The sequence below is a fragment of the Streptomyces sp. NPDC004126 genome, assembly GCF_050275515.1.
GTDB lineage: Bacteria > Actinomycetota > Actinomycetes > Streptomycetales > Streptomycetaceae > Streptomyces.
In genome coordinates, this window is record NZ_JBNNPF010000035.1 from 20941 (window position 1) to 37948 (window position 17008).

The window sequence follows — 17008 nt, forward strand, 5'->3', positions numbered from 1 at the left end:
ACCAGCGATGTCGGAACGACCGAACCGCCGCCCCTCCTCTCCTTCGAGGCGCTCGGGCTGGCTCCGCCCTCCCGGCCCCGCCGCCACTCCCCCGTCGACGGCCCCCAACCCGGCACCCCCGGACCGCGAGAGCGTGATCGACTCGGCCGTCTACCGCGACGGCCGCCGGGTCGCCTCCCCCACCACCCTCGCGGACACCTTCCGGTTGCTGCGCGAGCAACCGGACGGCATGGCCTGGATCGGCCTCCACCGCCCCACGGAGTCCCAACTCCACTCCCTGGCCGCGGAATTCGATCTCCACCCCCTGTCGATCGAAGACGCCCTGGAGGCCCACCAGCGCCCCAAGCTGGAACGCTACGGCGACACCCTCTTCGTGGTCCTGCGCGCGGCCCGCTACCTGGACGCCCTGGAGGAGGTGGACTTCGGCGAGCTCCACATCTTCGTCGGCCCGGACTTCCTGATCACGGTCCGCCACGGCGCCGCCCCGGACCTCACCGCCGTCCGCCGCCGCATGGAGGAGACCCCGGACCTCCTCTCCCTGGGCCCGGAGGCGGTCCTGTACGCGATCCTCGACGCGGTGGTGGACGGCTACGCCCCGGTCGTGGCGGGGGTCCAGACGGACATGGACGAGATCGAGACGGAGGTCTTCCGCGGCGACCCGGAGGTCTCCCGCCGCATCTACGAACTCTCCCGCGAAATGGTCGAGTTCCAACGCGCCACCCGCCCCCTGGTCGGCATGCTCCACGGCCTGATGGCGGGCTTCGCCAAGTACGGCACGGACGAGGAACTCCAGCGCTACCTCCGCGACGTCGCCGACCACGTGACGCACACGAGCGAACGCGTGGACGGCTTCCGCCAGGCCCTCACGGAAATCCTCACGGTGAACGCCACCCTGGTCTCCCAACAACAGAACGCGGAAATGCGCGCCTTGGCGGAGGCCGGCTTCGAACAGAACGAGGAGATCAAGAAGATCTCCTCGTGGGCGGCCATCCTCTTCGCCCCCACCCTGGTGGGAACCATCTACGGCATGAACTTCGACACCATGCCGGAACTCCACTGGGCGGCGGGCTACCCCTTCGCGATCCTGCTGATGGCCGTCGTCTGTACGAGCCTGTACGTGATCTTCAAGAAGCGCGACTGGCTGTAGCAAAGCATCGCGCAAGCTTGATCGACTTAGCGTAAGCGAACCATGGATCACACCCTCAGAGGCCCCGTGGGGAGAATCTGGGGAGAATGCGCGGCAGAAGATCGGCCACGCCCAGCGCCGCCGCATCGACGGGGGCGCCGCCCGGCGCAGTCGTCGCCTGCCGCGCTCCGCAGGAACTGGCCATTCGGTCCGCCCTGCAATTCCGCTACCCGACATACAGCCGGAAAGCCTAGGCGCAGGCCAGCGGGCGATGCAGTCAGCCGGGGACTCGCGAAGACGTGGCCGACTTGCGCCCTTGCCGCCCGCACGATCATGACGGTGCATCAGGTTCTGTCAGTGGTCGCCGCTACAACCGATCTGGAGGTCCGCATAGCGCGGACCGATGGGGAGGGAATCAGCATGCCGAAGGTTCCGGACGGATACGTGAGCGTGCGCAGCTACATCCGCCGCAAGCCAGGTCCTAGGAAGGCCAAAGGTCTGAGCGTCTGGGCCGTGGCCGGTCTGTGCGCGGTGGTGTGGCTCTGGGGCCAGGTCTTCGGCTTCGGCGACAGCACCGCCGAACAACAGCCCGCGCCGAAGCCCGCCGTCTCCGCGCCCACGGCTGGGCAGTGACGGCCCGGCGGCGGCGAAGCGTCCGGTGGCGACCGCGCAACACCGTGGACCTCCTGGGTGCAGCAGCCGTTGCCCTCGCGCTCACGGTCGCCCTGGCACAGGCCGCATCGCGCCTCCTCACGAGGGTCGCCGCAGCCTGGCCGGTGCTCGTCCTGATCGGTCTCGCCCTCGCCGTCGGCTTGGCCTGCCTCCGGGTACGGGGCTCCCGTCGGCATCGCGCGGACAGCGAGAGGCTGGCCCGTCTACGCATCACCTTGTCCGAGTTGGACGCGATGGACGACCAGCAGTTCGAGTACGCGCTGCGCGACCTCCTCGTCCGCGACGGCTGGGCGGCCAGGAAGGTGGGCGGGGGCGGGGACCAGGCCGCGGACGTGATCGGCGTCCTGATCCCCCTCGGACGGATAGTGGTGCAGGCGAAGCACACCCGCGTCGGCGGCAAGGTCGGCTCGTCGGTGATGTACGAGGTGAAGGGCACGGCAGGGCCCGCGCACAAGGCGGACCACGCTGTCGTCGTCACCAACGGCTCCTTCACGCGTGACGCCATGGCCTGGGGCGTCCGCCACGGAGTCCACTGGATCGACCGAGATCGACTCGACCAATGGGCCCACAAGGGCAGGGCCCTACACGAACTGCTCGGGCTGCCCGCGCGGCGCTCCCGCCTGCCCTGGCGTCGAGCGGCATGAGACTCAGCGCGTGACCCGCCAACGAGAACGGGTGGCACAGCATGAGCTGTGCCACCCGTTCTCAGGCAAGGGCAAGGTCTTCCGGGACGTACTGAAAGGCCACTCCGAGCAGCGCATCGACTGCCGCGCGGCCCTTGCCGCCGGCCTCGGGCATGAAGTGGGCGTAGTGGTCGAGGGTGATGGTCGGGCTGGAGTGACCGAGCCACCGGGCGAGGGTGACCACGGACTCGCCCGCCTCGAGGATCACGGAGGCGTAGGTGTGCCGGAGTACGTGGAAGCCGTCCTTCCGGGACGCCTTCCAGCGCTGGCCCTTCTCCCGCACGGGGATCACTCCGGCCTTCGCGAGGGCGGGCTTCCACACCTCGTCGTTGAAGATGTTGGCGCGGATCGCGTTGCCGTAGGTCGTGGCAAGGACCAGCGGGAAGGAGCGCTTCTCCCGATCGGCTTCGGGGCCGCCCCAGGGCAGCTCGACCTCAACAGCCGGATGCTGCAGGAAGTGTGTGCGCAGCGCGCTGGCCACCGAAGGCGGCATGTCGACGACGCGGGTCTTCCCGCCCTTGGGAAGGGTGAAGTACAGGCGCCCGTATAGGAGCTGGACCTGTCGGCGGACGCGGATGAGGCCGCGCTCGAAGTCGACGTCCGCCGGCGATAGCCCGAAGACCTCCCCCTGGCGCAGCCCACACCCGAGGGCGACGACGACGGCGATCCGGTACCGCTGGTTGATGACGTCCCGCACCCGCTGCGCGGTCTCCAGCAGCCACGCCTCCCGCTGGTCCTCGGGAGCCTTCGGCCAGCGCACTGACTTGGCGCGCATCGGGTTGCGGACCAGGCGCTTGTCGTCGATCGCCGTCTCGAAGACGTTCGAGAGGGTGGTGAGGATCTGCCGGGCGTAGCGCGGTGCGCACTCGCCTTCGAGCGTGGCGATGTAGCCGCGCAGGACGGACGCGGAGACGTCCCGCAGCGCCACCTCGCCGATGTGTGGAAGGACGTGGAGGCGCACGCGCTCGTCAACCCGCTTGACCGTGCCCGGTGCGCCTCGTACGCCCGCCTGCCAGTGGCGCGTGACGTAGTCGGCGAGGGTGATGGAGCCGTCGCGCGGGTCGACGAACTCGCCCCGCTCACTGTCGGTGCCGGCCCTGCGGAGCCACGCCTTGGCGTCCTCCAGGGTGTCGAACGACATGCCCCGGACACCCGGGATGCCCGCGACCCGGTACCGGCTGCCCTTTCCGTACCGGGCTGTGCGCTCGCGCTTGCCGGTGACGGGGTCCTTCTTCTTGTTGATCCAGCGGTCTTCGATGTAGCCGGCCAAGTGCTTCCTTGCAGGTAGGGGGTCGGGAGGGGCGGCCGGGAGGCGTCAGACGGTTGCCGAGTAGGCGGCGCGCCGCTGCGGTGCGGCGCTCACGGGGTTGAGGGCTGGGTTGGATCGGGAATCCGCCTGCTCCTGCTCCCGTATCCAGGCATCGAGCGCATCGATCCGGTACGTCACTCGCCCGCGGGCACCCATGCGGAAACTCGGCGGACCCTGGCGCCGGTGACGCCAGACGTAAAGCGTCTTGGGTGAAATGCCGAGATATTCAGCTGCGTCATGCACACCAAGAAACGCGCGACCGATAGCCGGACGGTGGCGGAATGTGGCAGCGCTGACGAAGGAGAGCGGGTCGATAGAAGACAAGCGAGAATCCTTAAAGCAGAAGAAGGGAATGAAAGCGCCCTGCCACCCATGGGTGACGAAGACGTCCAGGACCACCAATGGTCCGGAGGATCCCCGGTTTCGGAAACCGGGGATCGTCGGCTATATTCCGCCCACCCCGGCCGGAGCCGGGTGAATCGGCGCCGTCACCAGCAGGATCTGCGGAGGGGTTCCGAGGGCGGCAGCGATGGCGATGAGGTCGTCGATGTCGCAGCGTCGGACCGTGCGTTCGATGCGGGAGAGCGCGGTGAAGGTCATGGGGCGACCGAGTGCGGTGACCCGGGCGGCGAGCTGGCGCTGGGAGTAGCCACGGGCCACGCGGGTGCGTTCGATGGCGTGGGCGGCGGCGCGTCCGGCGGGTCCGATTTCGAGAGGGCGTGGCGGCATTGGTGTGTTGTAGCTTGCTCGCCGGAGGTTCGGGAAGGTATTCCCCGTCTGCTGTGAGCGATCCCGTGCCGACGGTGAATATCGCGGGCGATTTCGCCAACCGGCGTTTCGGGTTTACGGTCGTGCGACCGGAAAACCTTTCATGGCTACTTGAGCCAAGTCTGGACTTCTGGACCCGGGGTGTGGCTGTGTTGTCCACGCACCCCGGCCCGGCCGGTTCCCTTCCCCGATTTCGAAAGGCGGTCGATCTCCATCGCCCGTATCCGCACCATCAAGCCCGAGGCCTTCGCCTCCGAGTCCCTGGCGGCCGTGTCCCTGAGCGCCGAGCGGACCTTCTTCGGCCTGCTCACCCAAGCCGACGACAAGGGCCGCATCCGCGACCAGGCCGCCGTCATCGCCGGACAGCTGTGGTCGCTACGCCGCGAACACGGCCCGGTGGAGGTCGAGGAGGATCTGACGCAGCTCGACGCGGCCGGCCTGATCTGCCGCTACGAAGGCGAGGACGGAAGGCAATACCTGCACGTCGTCGCCTTCGCCCTCCACCAGAAGATCAACCGCCCCAGCATCAGCAGGATCCCGTCCTGCCCGCACCACGACCTCGGCGTCCCGCGTGAGCCCTCACTGCCGGTGCACGGAGCCGTCACGGAGGCCTCCAGGACGGGTCAGGCAGCAGACAGGGAGCCTGCCGTGAGCCGAGAATCTGCAGGTCAAGGGAAGTTCAGTGAGCCCTCACAGCCGGTTGAGGAAGGGCTCACGGAGCCTGACGTGAGCCCTCAGCGTCCGGATCTAGGACCTAGGAACAGGGAACTAGGAACTACCCCGTTGGGGGGCGCGAGCGCCCCCGCGCCCCAGACCGTCTCGGCGAAGGACCTCGTCACCGAGTACACCGCGGCCTGCGAACACCGTCCACCGGCGAGCGTGCTCGGACAACTCGGACGGGAAGCCGCGAAGCTCCTCGCCGAGGGCATCGACCCCGCCCACGTACGAGCCGGTCTGGACCGCCAGCGGACCAAGGGCCTTCACCCGAAGACCCTGGCCAGTGTCGTGCACGAGGTCATGAACGCGGGGGCGCCCACGACCGCCGTCACCCACCGTCCCTGGACCAACCCCACCGACGTCGCCGCTGCCTACTGGGGTGCGCTCTGACCGCCACCACCCTGCCCCAGCCCTCCGGTCAGGCCGTCCGGGCCGTGGCGGGCATCCTGGCCCGCCGGGGGATGGCCCCCGTCATCGGCTCGGAGGAACCGGAGCCCACGCCCGAGCCTGTCAGCGCACTGGAACTGGCCGACGCCCGGATCCCTCCGCGATACCGGCACGCCCGCGCCGATCACCCCCAAGTCACCGCCTGGGTGGACGAGATCGCGCGTGCCGGGCGCCCCGGCCCGAGCGGGACGCGGGGCATCGCAGAGGGCCCGTCGCTGCTGATCGCAGGTCCCACCGGCACCGGCAAGACCCACCAGGCCTACGGGGCCGTCCGTGCCCTGCTCGCTGCCGGCGTCCGCCTGCGCTGGGAGGCGGTCACAGCCGCTGACCTGTACGCCCGCCTGAGGCCGCGCCCAGGGCTCGACGCGGAACGTGAGCTGTACACCCTTGCCCGCTGCCCGCTGTTGCTCCTGGACGACCTCGGCGCCGCCAAGGGCAGCGAGTGGACGGAGGAGCTCACCTACCGGCTGATCAACCACCGGTACGAGTACCTGCGCCCGACCCTGCTCACGACCAACCTTCCCATCCCCCAGCTCCGCACCGCCCTCGGCGACCGCGTCGCTTCCCGCCTCTCCAAGATGACCCACCGGGTCGTCCTCGACGGCGCCGACCGCCGCCGCACCTCCCCTGCCGCTTGAACACGCCCACCCTTTGGAGCACCACCCGCTTGACCACCACCTCCCACCGCGCGCAGACGGCTGAGCAGTACGCGCTGGCCGTCGCAGGCTGCGTCATAGTCGCGCTCACCGCAGCCGGGTTCTGGCTCTCCTACGCGCATCTCGCCGAAGTCGCGGGGCAGCACGGCCTCAGCGCTTCCCCAGCCCGCCAGTGGGCGTGGCCGGCAACGCTCGATGCCTTCATCGTCGCCGGGGAAGTGCTCATGCTCCGCGCCAGCCTCCGCCGGGAAACCGACGGGTGGGCGATAGCCCTCACCGCTGCCGGATCACTGGGCTCCATCGCCCTCAACGTCGCCGGCGTCGGCAGGACCGACGGCGCCCCGACCCCGGCCCTCGACTACGTCGTCGCCGCTGTCCCACCAGCAGCCGCGCTCTTCGCCTTCGGCGTCCTCATGCGGCAGATCCACCGCCACGTCGCCTCCGACGACTCCCACCACCATTGCCTTCCGGCAGGAGAGACCACAGTGCATCCCGCGGACCTGGATCGTCCCCGCGCGCACTCCGCCACAGCGCCGCTTCCGGACCCGGAACGGCCCGAGGGCCGGGAGGGTGACCGCCCCACTCCGGCTGACGCCGTACAGGGCGCATCAGCCGATGTGGCGGAAGAGACTGACCAAGTGGCGGAAGCCCACGTCCCGCCGAAGAAGCGCACCGGTCGCAAGCCCGCCGCCACCGACGACGAGCTCTTCACCATCGCCCTCACCGCCCCCCTCGGACGCGATGGACGCGCGTCAAGCCGCCACATCGAGACGGTTGTCCGCGCCCGCGGCCTCTCCATCGGCCGGGACCGCCGGGACAAGATCACCCGGCAGGTCCAGGCTGAACTCGACAGCGGCAGAGCCGACGCCGCGTAAGCCGCGTCCGAAGTCACGCTGCTCACCAGCGCATCCGTCGCGGGTCGAGCCGGCGTTCGTACGCCACAGCCCCTCAGCACCGAAGCCGTTGCAGCCCGGCCAACAGGAGGCACTTTCATGCACGACGACCCCACTGCCACGAGTCCCCACGACCACCAGCAGGCGGCCCCTACTCAAGCCCGAGACGGAGCAAGTTATCCCTTTGGACACTCCACCATCGGCGGAGTGTCCAAAGGGCTCACCGCCCCAGGGGGACGGAGCCTCGTCCGGCGCCGGGGGACGCCTGACGAGGAGGCTGCGACCGCGGGACGGACGCAGCCGGGGAATGAGCAACAGCCTGCGTGCGAAGCCACGTACACCTCCGCTGCCCCTCCAGCGCCCCGCACACGACGCCGTCACCACAAGCACCCCCAGCGCTCCAAAGTGTGCAGCGTCCGCGTGAACGACGACGAGCACGCGCTCGTCGTGACCGCCGCCAAGGCCGTCGGGTGCACCGTCGCCGGCTTCTTCGCCCGAGCGGCCCTCAGCGCAGCCCACGACCCGGGCAACAGCGCCGCAGCCATCGCCGGGCGCCGTGAGACCGTCAGCGAGCTGTTCGCTGCCCGCAGGCAACTCGGTCAGATCGGCAACAACCTGAACCAGCTGACCCGCGCCGTCAATTCAGGCGTCCAGCCGGCCGACGCCCAAATCAACGCCGTACTCGACTCGGTCCGCCGGGCGACAGCCCGAGTCCAGGACGCCACCGATCAACTCCTCAGCGACTGCTAAGACTCGCCATCATGACCCCGGAATCCACGAGCGCGGGAGGACGCCCAGGGTTCCCATCCCCGGCGTCAGGATCGCCCCGCAGATGTGCTGCCTCACCTGAGTACGCGGAGCATGGTGGTGTACACCGGAGCGTCGGGGAATGGCTGCTGGTCGCCGATGTGTTGATACCCCCACCCCTCATAAATGGCCTTCACCTTCGGGTGTCCGGGCTCGACGAGCAGTGTGACGCGCTCCTCGGTGCGGCTGGCCAACAGTTCCTCGTGGATCCGGTGCGCTAGGCCCGTGCCCCTCCAGGGAGACCGGACCATGATCTCGAAGAGGGCGAGGGTGCGGGTGCCGTCCTCGGTCGTGTCCGCCTCCGGGAGGGGCTGGAGCATGTGGGCCCACCAGCCGGTGTCCTGGGGCAGGGTCGCGGCGTAGGCGTAGCCGGCGGCCTCGCCACCGTCGTAGGCGACCACGGCCTCCCAGGACGGGCGGGAGGAGTGGCCGGTGAGACGACCCTCGAAGCGGTCGACGGAGAAGAACGGGTCCTCGCCGATCTCCTTCTCGTACACCTCGGCGTACACGCCGACCAGGGTGGGGCGGATGGTGGGCAGTTGGTCGGTGCCGTAGCGGTGGAGGGTGATCTCCGGGGTGGGCATGGTGCTCCTTGTCGCGTGCGGGTTCAGGCAGTGCGGGTGCGGTCGTTCCACTGGCGGGTGACAGCGGACTTGGGGGCCGCCTGGTTGAGTGCGGAAGTGAAGCTGCCAAGGAGGTGGGGGACCCGGCCCGCGTCAGCGCCGGTCGGGGCGATGACGCGGGTGGCGGTGGCCACGGCCTGCTCCACGTCCCCCTGCGCGACCTGCGCGAGGGCCGCTTGGGACAGGTAGTAGGCGCGGTTGCGGTGCTGGTCGTCGCGGAGGTCCGCGATGCACCGGTGCGCATGGAACTCGGCCTTCTCCGCCTCGCCGAGCCGGTAGTGGGTGATGCCGGTCAGGCCGTGGAGCTCGCCCCGGGTGTAGAAGGCGACGGAGGACGGACGGGCCTCGGCGGGATCGGCTCGGTCGTAGGCACCGTGGGCCCGGTCCAGGGCTCGGAGGGCGCGGGTCTTGTCACCGAGACTGGCGGCGGTCAGGGCGATGCGGGAGTGGGTCAGCGAGGCGTAGAGGGGGTCGGTGCGGTGCGCCCGGGTACCGGTGCAGGCTTCGGCCGCGGCAAGGGCGTCGGCGTACCGGCCGCGCTGTCCGGCGAGCATGGCGGCGTACCGCCAGGTCTGGTGCTGGACCTGACCGTCTCCGGAAAGCCCTGCGAGGGTGACGGACTGCTCCAGGTAGCGCTGGGCCTCCCCCAGCCGGCGGGCGTCGATGGCGGAGAACATGGCGAAGGCCGTGAAGGACGCGGCGACAGCATAGAGGCGGGAGCGGACGCGCTGGCTGGCGGAGCCGTGCTGCTGGAGGCTGAGCGTACGGGCGGCGAGGTCGGCGGCACGCTTCTCCAGAACGGGACCGCCGCCGTTCTGGTCGTCCAGGAGCCACAGTTCGGCCAGGAGAACGTACAGACGGTCGACGTCGGAGTGCCCGACGGTGGGTCGGGGGGCTGCGGTCGCGGTTCCGGTGGACACGGCGACGGCGGCGCCGGTGGCTACGGAGATGAAGCTTCGACGGCCAAGCACAGGGTCCTCCAGTCGTGCTGAGGGCGTTGCGGGGCGGGGGCGGGCACGGGGCACGAACCCCAGGTCGGTCCCCGGAAGCCCGGAAACGGCTTCCAGGGCCTGCCACTGGCGGTCCTGGGGCGAGCGGTTCTCTCCCGACAGCCACCGGTATACCGTCCGTTCGGTGACGGCGCCGCGGTGGCCGGTGAGGTCCGCCATGGCGTCGTTGACCTGCTCGGCAAGAGCGCCCGCACTGAGCCCGTGTTCCTTCATCCACGTCTCTAATTCCGCGTTCCGCTTCCGCACCATGCAGTCACGGTAGGGGTGGGGCCGCCATCCGAGGTAGCACAGGTCGGGACTTTTCGTCAGTGGTCACGCGAGTAGCTGCGAGCGGATTCGTCATGTCCAACACGGCTCGGACACGGGTTACTTGTCCGCACAGCCGAACCGGCAGCAGGCGGATGGGAGCGGAATCGTGACCGTACTCGCGCACGAAGTGGCGACAGCCCCGGTCGAGGTGCCCACGGCCACCTCCGCCAACCAGGAGACCGTGATCGCCTCTGCGGCCGCCGCCGTGGCCGGGGACGTCGAGGCTGCCCTCACCCTCGCCGACCACCACCCGGCCGGGGAGGCGGCCGTACGGCTGCGGGAGCGGCTGCGCTTGCGCATCCACACCCTCGCGGTGCCGGCCGAACAGTACGCGGACCTGCTGCCGGAGAGCCGGGAGAAGGACATCGCTGCCAGCACCGTGCAGTTCGCCCGCAAGGTCGCCCGGGACTGCGGGAGCGATCCGGCGATAGCGCTGCGGCTGCTGGCCAAGTCCGTGGCCCACCTCGCCCGGAACACGGACCTCCTGCGGCCTGCCTGAACCGCTTCCGGCGCCGGCCTGCCTGGGGCGCCGGTGCCGGAAGCCCTCCACCTGCCCGGCCGCAGCAGGTGACCGCAGCACCTCGCCGACACCGGTGAGGCGGGTCGGCTCCCCCGGATACGGGCGAGGAGCCGGCCACCATGCCCCGGCCCTGTCGGCCAGTCCCGTCCAACCTCGCCCTGGAGGCACCCGCGTGTACGCGATCGGCATGTGCGTCGATGCCCGCTACCTGCTACCCGCCCTGGTCACGCTCGGCTCGGTCGCCGACCACCTGCCGGTGGCCGACCGCCGCGAGAGCGCGGTACGGGTACTGACCAACGGCCTGTCCCCGGGGCAGGCCGCGGTAATGGAGTCCTTCGCCCGCCGCTGCGGGTTCGGCTCCTTCGACCTGCGCTGGCAGGCCCCGCCGCCCGAGAGCGTCATGGCGGACACCGCCTACATCTCGGTCGCCACCTACCTGAGGTTCGGATTCACCCCGGGCTTCCTCGACCGGCCCTTCCTGATCTACGTGGACGCCGACGTCCACGTACGCGCCGACGTCTCCGCGCCTCTGGACGGTCTGCCTGCGGACCGGATCGGCGCCGTGCAGGACGAGTTCAACCCGGCCATCGGGCAGTGCCCGGCACTGCCCGGGGTCGCGGAGCGCTGGCCCCACCTGGTCGGGCGCACCTACTTCAACGCCGGGATGCTGTGGGTCCCTGCCACGATGCTCGCCCCCATGCGGACCGGGGTCCAGCAGGCCCTGGTCCGCGGGCGGCAGTACATCAAGCACAACGATCAGTGCGCCCTGAACCTGTGGCTGCTGTCCTCCGGGATCGCGCACCCGGTCGGGCCGTTGTTCAACCGGTTCGAGGTGGACCGGTTCCTCGAGCGGGGGGACTGGGTCCGCCGGGTCCTCCGCCGCCCAGTCACCCGCCGGGACGGGCACGTGGTGCACTTCGTCGGGGGCCAGAAGCCGTGGAAGCGCTCGTGCCCCGGCACGGAAGACGTGCGTGCCTACCGGCAGCAGATGCACCGCACGCTGCGGCACCTGGCCAGGGCAGGTGCACTGTGACTGGCAGCACGGTCCTGGCAGTAGAGAGGGCCTGCACGGAACTGGCTGGGTCGGCTCCGGCCGAGACGGTCCGCGTCCGCAACGGACCGAAAACGGCCGTCTACCGCGTCCGTCTCGCCGACGGCCGCCCGGTGGTGGTCAAGCTGTTCGCGGTCGACGGCACCCACGGCGCTGTCGATGAGGCCCGCCTCCTGGCCGCCGTCACCGCCGCCCGGCGGGTGCGGGTGCCGACCGTGATCGGGTACGGACCGGTTCCCGGCCTGACCGTCTCCGCCCTGGTCACCACCGATGCCGGAACGAGCACCTTGGGGGATGCCGTCCGAGCCGGGCAGATGCCGCGTCCGGCGGCACTGCTGAGGCTCGCCCTGCTGATGGCTGCCTTCCATACCGTCAAGGCCCCGGCCGGGGTCCCCCTGGCGCCAGGCATCGGCCAGCAGGTCAGCGCTCTGGCCGCCCACTGCCCCAAGCAGGTCTTCGTCCGGCTCGCTCCCGCCCTGGAGGTCATCGCGGCCGGGGCACGACTGGAACGACTCGTGTGGTGCCACGGAGACCTCCACCTGGAGAACGTGATCTGCGGAGGCGACCGACGCCTCACCATCGGCGAATACGGCCAGCCCCGCCTCCCCGACCACCTCGTCGACTTCGAGGCCGCGACCGTGGAGGTCCCCGAGTACGACCTCGCCCAGACCCTCGTGACCTGCGACGCCCTGGAGCCGTCCGACCGGTTGTTCGTGGCCGCCGCCTACGGACGGCCCGTCGACACCCGACTCCTGGACGCCTACGTGACCTTCCAGGCCGTACGCGGCTGGACGTATGCCGCCCACCGGGAAGGCCGCGACCGTGACGCCTGGGCGGCCCGCCTGCACCTTGCCCTGTCCCCGCAATCAGGAAGGACCGAGCTGTGACCGACCCCGATCTGTCGGTGATCATCCCCGCCTACAACGAGGCCGAGTACCTGCCCCGCTATCTGCCCACCGTCTTCGCTTCCCTCCGGGCCTGGGAAGCCCTCTCCGGCCTCGTGGGGGAGGTGATCGTCGTGGACAACGCCTCCACCGACGGCACCGCGACCGTCGCGAAGGAACTGGGAGCCAGGGTGGTGACGGAGCAGGTCCGAAGCATCGGCCTGGCCCGCAACACCGGAGCCCGCGAGGCCGAGGGTCGGATGTTGTTCTTCGTCGACGCAGACGTCGCTCTGCCGCTGGAGGGGATCACGGCCGCCGTCGCCGCGATGGATGCCGGAGCCGTCGGCGGGGCGATCCCACCGCTCTACACCCCCGCCCGGTTCGGGGCCCGCCTGCTCTGCGCCTACTGGGACCACCACCGCGCCCGCCACGGGGGCGCCCAAGGCGTCAACCAGTTCTGCACCCTGGACGCCTTCAAGGCAGTACACGGCTACCGCCCCGACTACTTCATGAGCGAGGACATGGAGTTCTTCGCCCGCCTGACCGCCTACGGCCGCCGCACGGGCGGGCCGGTCGCGGTCCTCGAAGACCTCCGCGTGCGGCCCTCCACCCGCCGCTACGACGCCTGGTCCACGGCCCGGATGCTCTGGTGGCAGAACCCCGTGGTCGTCCGCCTCGGCCTGACCTCGCCCCGCTTCTGGCGCAACTGGTACGCCACCACCGTCCGATGATCGGAGAACCCCAGGTGACCCGCCTTCCTCTGCCGGACGCCGACGGCATCTACACCTTCCCCACCGACCTCCTGACCGCGCACCGGTCCTGGATGGACTCCCTGACCCAGGCGAAGGAGATCATGACGCTGACGGCGCCGCTGACCCTCGCGCCGTACTGGATCGAGCCGCGCAAGCCGTCCGGGCGGCCGGTGGTCGTCATCGAACCCCACCACGACGACTTCGTCCTGTCCGCCTCCGGAACCTTCCTCGCCCGTCCCCGACCGCTGACCGTGGTCACCGTCTTCACCCGCTCCCGCAGCGTCCATCCCTCCCTCGAAAGCACCTACAACAGCGTGGAGACGGTCTCCGGACTCCGCGACCGCGAAGCCGCCCAGTCCCTGTTGCCCCTGGGGGCGGCCCGGGTCGGCCTGGGGCACAAGGACGCCGAGAAGCCCTATCGGGCACCCGAGCCCGCCCAGGTGGACCGGATCACCTCCGAACTCGCCGAGGTGCTGGACGGGATGGACGACGCGGAGCTGCTCGCCCCGGCCGCCGTTACGCGCCACCCGGACCACCTCGCCGTCCACGAGGCGGCGCGCCGCCTGGGCTGCCGGTGGTTCTGGGAGGACGCCGCCTTCTGGTCCACCTACGGGCTGTCTGGATGCGACCAGCAGCTGTTCCGACAGCGGGTACGCGATGTCTTCGAACCGGAGCTGGAGGACATCACGGCCACCGTCCTGGACAAGGTGACCCTGCTGCACATGCACGGCTCGCAGATGCATCCCGCGCGAAAGATGTACCGGCCGATCCGGCACGCCCACACCGTCGCCGCCAACCTGCTACCCGACCCGGACGGCCGTCCGCGGGGCCAGTTCGCGGAACGCTTCTACCGGCTCGGGGGGGTCGTGATGATTCTCGGCCTGGAAGGCCCCTCGTACGGGGGCAAGACCTCCGCCCTGGGGCGGCTGCGCCGGGTGCCGGCGATGCAGGACGCGCTGTTCTTCTCCTGCTACGTGAAGTCGTTCGCTCGCCGCGAGGACATCCCCACCCCCTCCACCCGGTCGGCAGACGAGCAGGTGATGGCGTTCATGACGTTCATGGAGATCGAGGGCAACCGCGTGGACGCAGCTCGCCGCCACGGCGGGCTGGTCGTCCTGGACCGGACCGTCGACACGCTCCTCGCCCACGCCCACGCCATGGACGAGATCTACGGCTTCAACGTCCTGCCCGAACTGACCCGGCGGGCCGAGGAGATGCCGTACCTGAGGCCCGACCACACCCTGTACCTGGACGTGACGCCCGAGCTCTTACACCTGCGGCGCAAGGCCGCCGGACACCACGAGGTCGAGCCGGAATACTTCCTCCACGACCCCGCCTTCCTCACGCACTTCCGCGACTATTTCTGCCGCCCGGCCCACCGCCCGGCGACTGCGGAGTTGGCCGTCGCCTCCGGGGACGGCGACCGGCAGGAGACGGCCGCCGTGGTGCAGGCCCTCTTCACGTACTGGGCGGGTGCCCGGTGACCGGCCCGACGGTGGTGTTCGTATGGCGACGAACGCCGCCACCGCTGCTGATCGGGGGCGCGGAGGTCTCCCAGCAGCTCTTGGCGGAAGAGTTCGTCGGGGCCGGCTGGCGGGTCGTCTACCTCGGCAGCCACGAGGCCCCCTGGAACGGGTCCGCCCAGATCGGGCACCTGCGCGCCCACCTCCGGGCCCACGGAACCGTGTGGGAGGAGGCCGGCGGGGAGGTCCGCTACCGGTGGAACGGAGTCTCGTGCCGAGCCGTGCCGCAGGACAGGGTGGAAGCGACGCTGAAGGGCCTCCTGACCGAGGACCGGCCGGATCTGGTGGTGACCTCGCAGGAACGGGCCGCCGACCTCGCCGCACTTGCCCGCCGGTCCTCGCGGGTCGCCGGATGGCTGCACTCGGTCTCGGCCAACAGCATGGGCGCCCTCCACGGCCGACCGCACGTCGCCCTCGCCACGTCGAAGTTCGTCGCGGAACGGGCCCAGGCCCACGCCGACACGAAGGTAGTCGTCTTCTACCCGCCGTTCGCGCCTGCCGAAGGCGCCGGGCCCCTCCTCGCCGCGGGGCGCGGCACAGCCGGCCGCGTCCCCGGCAGCCCCGGCGGCGTGCTGATGGTCAATCCCATCCCCGCCAAGGGCGCGGCCCTCCTGCACCAGCTGATCCGCCGCTTGCCCGCCCGCCGGTTCACCCTCGTCGAGGGTTGGTGGGACACGGCGAGCGAGTTCACCGCGTACCCGAACGTGCACTGGGTGCCCCGCACCTACGCCATGGGCCCCATCTACGCCGCGAACGACCTGCTGCTCGTGCCCTCCCAGGTCGAGGACGCCTTCCCCCGGGTGATCGTGGAAGCCGGGCTCCACGGCGTCCCCACGATCGGCTCGTCCCGCGGCGGCATTCCCGAGGCGGTCAGGGACGGCGGAGTGATCCTCCACCCCGACGACGTGGACGGCTGGCTGCAGGCGATCGAGTCCGCCGACCGGACCGGCTTCCGCTCGAGGGCCCGCGCCGGGGCAGCGCCGCTGGTCCGGCCGTGCCTGCCCGAGCTGGCTGCCGCCGGACTCATCCCGGCGGCAGCAGCCGCCGGCTAACGGGCCGCGTAGGCGGCCTGCACCTCGTCGGCGCGGTCGGTCCACCAGTTCAGCAGTGCCTCGTCCGTCAGGAACATCTCGCCGAAGGTGGGGTCCTGGCGGTCGAGGTAGAACTCCAGCTGCCAGAAGTCGGTCAGCCGCTTCCACCACAGCCGCTTCACCGCGTCGGCGAGGTCACCCTCGGACAGATCGATCACGGACCGGTATCCGGAACAGAACGCGGCGACACGGTCGAGGTCGAAGGCACCACCGACCCCGAACTGCACCTGCGCGGTCCGCGCGACCTCCTCCCCGTACGGACGAACACCGAGCCGGTCCCAGTCCAGGACCGCCACCACCCGGCCGTCCCGGCGCAGCAGATTGCGGTACTGGAAATCGCCGTGCGTCCACCCGCAGGGCCCGGCCGGCACCTCGCCGGCCGGCCGGGCATCGGCGTACCGCGCGAGAAGGCCGCGGCGGCCGTGCAGGGCCTCGGCGGCGGCCTTGTCGAAGTCCGTCACCGGAGCGGAAGGCAAGCGGCTCAGGAGGGCAGCAGCCGCACGGTCGGCCTCGGTCACATCGCGGACCTTCGCCACTGGCGCCTGCTCCGGGACTGGGCCGGGACCATGCCGCCGCAAGCCCTCGTGGAGGCGGCCCAGCAGAGCACCGAGATCGCGCACCTGGTCGAGCGGGAGATCCGTCCCTTGAAGGTGCTCGCCGTCCACCCACGGCAGGACGCAGTAGCCGTGACCACCGACTTCCGCCACGAGGTCACCGTTGGCCGCGCTCAGCGGCGCCGGCACGGGGATGCCCTCGCGAGCCAGGTCTAGGAGGACCGCAAGGTTCCTGCGGACCTTCGGAAGAGGAACGTCGGTGATCTCCTTTAGCGCGAACACTCCAGCAGCGGTCACAAGCCGCCAGTTCTGGTTCATCAGGCCGTGGGCAAGGAACCGCCGATCACTCACCGCGCCCAGCCCGAACGCGTCGGACAGGCTAGGCAGCACTGCCGTCAGAGCATCTTCTCGAGTCGTATCCGTCACCCCCAGCACGGTACGCCGACGCCGAATCGCGCACCCGAATTCGTCACCCAGATCCCCACTGAGAGTCGGAGGGAGAGGCGAGCCGAGATCGCTTCCGCCACCAGCTCGCCTGACTCCGCCCGTGGCGGAGCCGAAACAGTCCTGGCGGCCTCACTACCCTGACCGACGGACCACCCGCGGCCGTACG

General features: G+C 70.4%; 19 protein-coding genes. 13 read left to right on the forward strand and 6 right to left on the reverse strand.

Translation table 11 applies throughout. The features are described 5' to 3' along the window. The first annotated feature begins 7 nt into the window (after positions 1–7). From ACQKM2_RS28070 to ACQKM2_RS28080, 3 genes are all read left to right on the forward strand, one after another. A complete protein-coding gene (locus ACQKM2_RS28070; RefSeq protein WP_427714590.1) occupies positions 8–1147 on the forward strand; it encodes a magnesium and cobalt transport protein CorA in 1140 nt (379 codons plus the stop codon). Positions 1148–1546: 399 nt separating this feature from the next. Then, positions 1547–1759, forward strand: a complete 213-nt coding sequence (locus ACQKM2_RS28075; RefSeq protein WP_427714591.1) for a hypothetical protein — start codon at positions 1547–1549, stop codon at positions 1757–1759. 44 nt (positions 1760–1803) lie between these two features. Then, the gene (locus tag ACQKM2_RS28080) at positions 1804–2442 is read left to right on the forward strand and encodes a restriction endonuclease (RefSeq protein WP_427714593.1); all 639 of its coding nucleotides are present in this window, start codon (positions 1804–1806) and stop codon (positions 2440–2442) included. Positions 2443–2503: 61 nt separating this feature from the next. Here the strand turns inward: ACQKM2_RS28080 and ACQKM2_RS28085 are convergent, their stop codons facing one another. The 3 genes from ACQKM2_RS28085 to ACQKM2_RS28095 form a co-directional block, all read right to left on the reverse strand. Continuing rightward, positions 2504–3751, reverse strand: coding sequence for a tyrosine-type recombinase/integrase (locus tag ACQKM2_RS28085; RefSeq protein ID WP_427714595.1), 1248 nt, complete (start codon positions 3749–3751; stop codon positions 2504–2506). A gap of 45 nt (positions 3752–3796) precedes the next feature. Beyond that, complete coding sequence (locus ACQKM2_RS28090; protein WP_207917769.1) at positions 3797–4114, reverse strand: helix-turn-helix domain-containing protein; 318 nt, start codon at positions 4112–4114, stop codon at positions 3797–3799. Between the two features lie 120 nt (positions 4115–4234). After that, entirely contained in the window at positions 4235–4519 is a 285-nt protein-coding gene (locus tag ACQKM2_RS28095) for a helix-turn-helix domain-containing protein (RefSeq protein WP_427714596.1), read from the reverse strand. Positions 4520–4771: 252 nt separating this feature from the next. On the opposite strand from ACQKM2_RS28095, the gene ACQKM2_RS28100 reads away from it, so the two are divergent. The 4 genes from ACQKM2_RS28100 to ACQKM2_RS28115 all read left to right on the forward strand — a co-directional run bounded on the left by ACQKM2_RS28100 (position 4772) and on the right by ACQKM2_RS28115 (position 8021). Continuing rightward, complete coding sequence (locus tag ACQKM2_RS28100; RefSeq protein ID WP_427714671.1) at positions 4772–5665, forward strand: hypothetical protein; 894 nt, start codon at positions 4772–4774, stop codon at positions 5663–5665. A 71-nt stretch (positions 5666–5736) separates the two neighbouring features. Continuing rightward, complete coding sequence (locus ACQKM2_RS28105; protein WP_427714672.1) at positions 5737–6360, forward strand: ATP-binding protein; 624 nt, start codon at positions 5737–5739, stop codon at positions 6358–6360. Positions 6361–6389: 29 nt separating this feature from the next. Further along, complete coding sequence (locus tag ACQKM2_RS28110) at positions 6390–7253, forward strand: DUF2637 domain-containing protein (RefSeq protein ID WP_427714598.1); 864 nt, start codon at positions 6390–6392, stop codon at positions 7251–7253. Between the two features lie 117 nt (positions 7254–7370). Then, positions 7371–8021, forward strand: a complete 651-nt coding sequence (locus tag ACQKM2_RS28115; RefSeq protein WP_427714599.1) for a MobC family plasmid mobilization relaxosome protein — start codon at positions 7371–7373, stop codon at positions 8019–8021. A gap of 92 nt (positions 8022–8113) precedes the next feature. Here the strand turns inward: ACQKM2_RS28115 and ACQKM2_RS28120 are convergent, their stop codons facing one another. Together ACQKM2_RS28120 and ACQKM2_RS28125 are read right to left on the reverse strand one after the other, a co-directional pair. Beyond that, positions 8114–8662, reverse strand: a complete 549-nt coding sequence (locus tag ACQKM2_RS28120; RefSeq protein WP_427714601.1) for a GNAT family N-acetyltransferase — start codon at positions 8660–8662, stop codon at positions 8114–8116. 23 nt (positions 8663–8685) lie between these two features. Further along, positions 8686–9924 carry a Tat pathway signal protein gene (locus tag ACQKM2_RS28125; protein WP_427714602.1) on the reverse strand — a complete coding sequence of 413 codons (1239 nt, stop codon included), beginning with the start codon at positions 9922–9924 and terminating at the stop codon, positions 8686–8688. 202 nt (positions 9925–10126) lie between these two features. On the opposite strand from ACQKM2_RS28125, the gene ACQKM2_RS28130 reads away from it, so the two are divergent. The 6 genes from ACQKM2_RS28130 to ACQKM2_RS28155 all read left to right on the forward strand — a co-directional run bounded on the left by ACQKM2_RS28130 (position 10127) and on the right by ACQKM2_RS28155 (position 15802). Next, complete coding sequence (locus tag ACQKM2_RS28130; protein WP_427714603.1) at positions 10127–10519, forward strand: hypothetical protein; 393 nt, start codon at positions 10127–10129, stop codon at positions 10517–10519. Positions 10520–10712: 193 nt separating this feature from the next. Then, entirely contained in the window at positions 10713–11573 is an 861-nt protein-coding gene (locus ACQKM2_RS28135) for a glycosyltransferase family 8 protein (protein WP_427714605.1), read from the forward strand. Continuing rightward, positions 11570–12478, forward strand: a complete 909-nt coding sequence (locus ACQKM2_RS28140) for a phosphotransferase (RefSeq protein ID WP_427714607.1) — start codon at positions 11570–11572, stop codon at positions 12476–12478. The genes ACQKM2_RS28135 and ACQKM2_RS28140 overlap by 4 nt, the downstream gene beginning before the upstream one ends. Continuing rightward, on the forward strand, positions 12475–13206 hold the full coding sequence (locus ACQKM2_RS28145; protein WP_427714608.1) for a glycosyltransferase: 732 nt from the start codon (positions 12475–12477) through the stop codon (positions 13204–13206). Before ACQKM2_RS28140 ends, ACQKM2_RS28145 begins: the two co-directional genes overlap by 4 nt. Beyond that, positions 13203–14711, forward strand: coding sequence for a PIG-L family deacetylase (locus ACQKM2_RS28150; protein WP_427714609.1), 1509 nt, complete (start codon positions 13203–13205; stop codon positions 14709–14711). Before ACQKM2_RS28145 ends, ACQKM2_RS28150 begins: the two co-directional genes overlap by 4 nt. After that, positions 14708–15802, forward strand: coding sequence for a glycosyltransferase (locus tag ACQKM2_RS28155; protein WP_427714611.1), 1095 nt, complete (start codon positions 14708–14710; stop codon positions 15800–15802). Before ACQKM2_RS28150 ends, ACQKM2_RS28155 begins: the two co-directional genes overlap by 4 nt. On the opposite strand, the gene ACQKM2_RS28160 is transcribed toward ACQKM2_RS28155, so the two are convergent. Further along, positions 15799–16821, reverse strand: coding sequence for a phosphotransferase (locus tag ACQKM2_RS28160; protein WP_427714612.1), 1023 nt, complete (start codon positions 16819–16821; stop codon positions 15799–15801). The genes ACQKM2_RS28155 and ACQKM2_RS28160 overlap by 4 nt on opposite strands. Positions 16822–17008 lie beyond the last annotated feature (187 nt).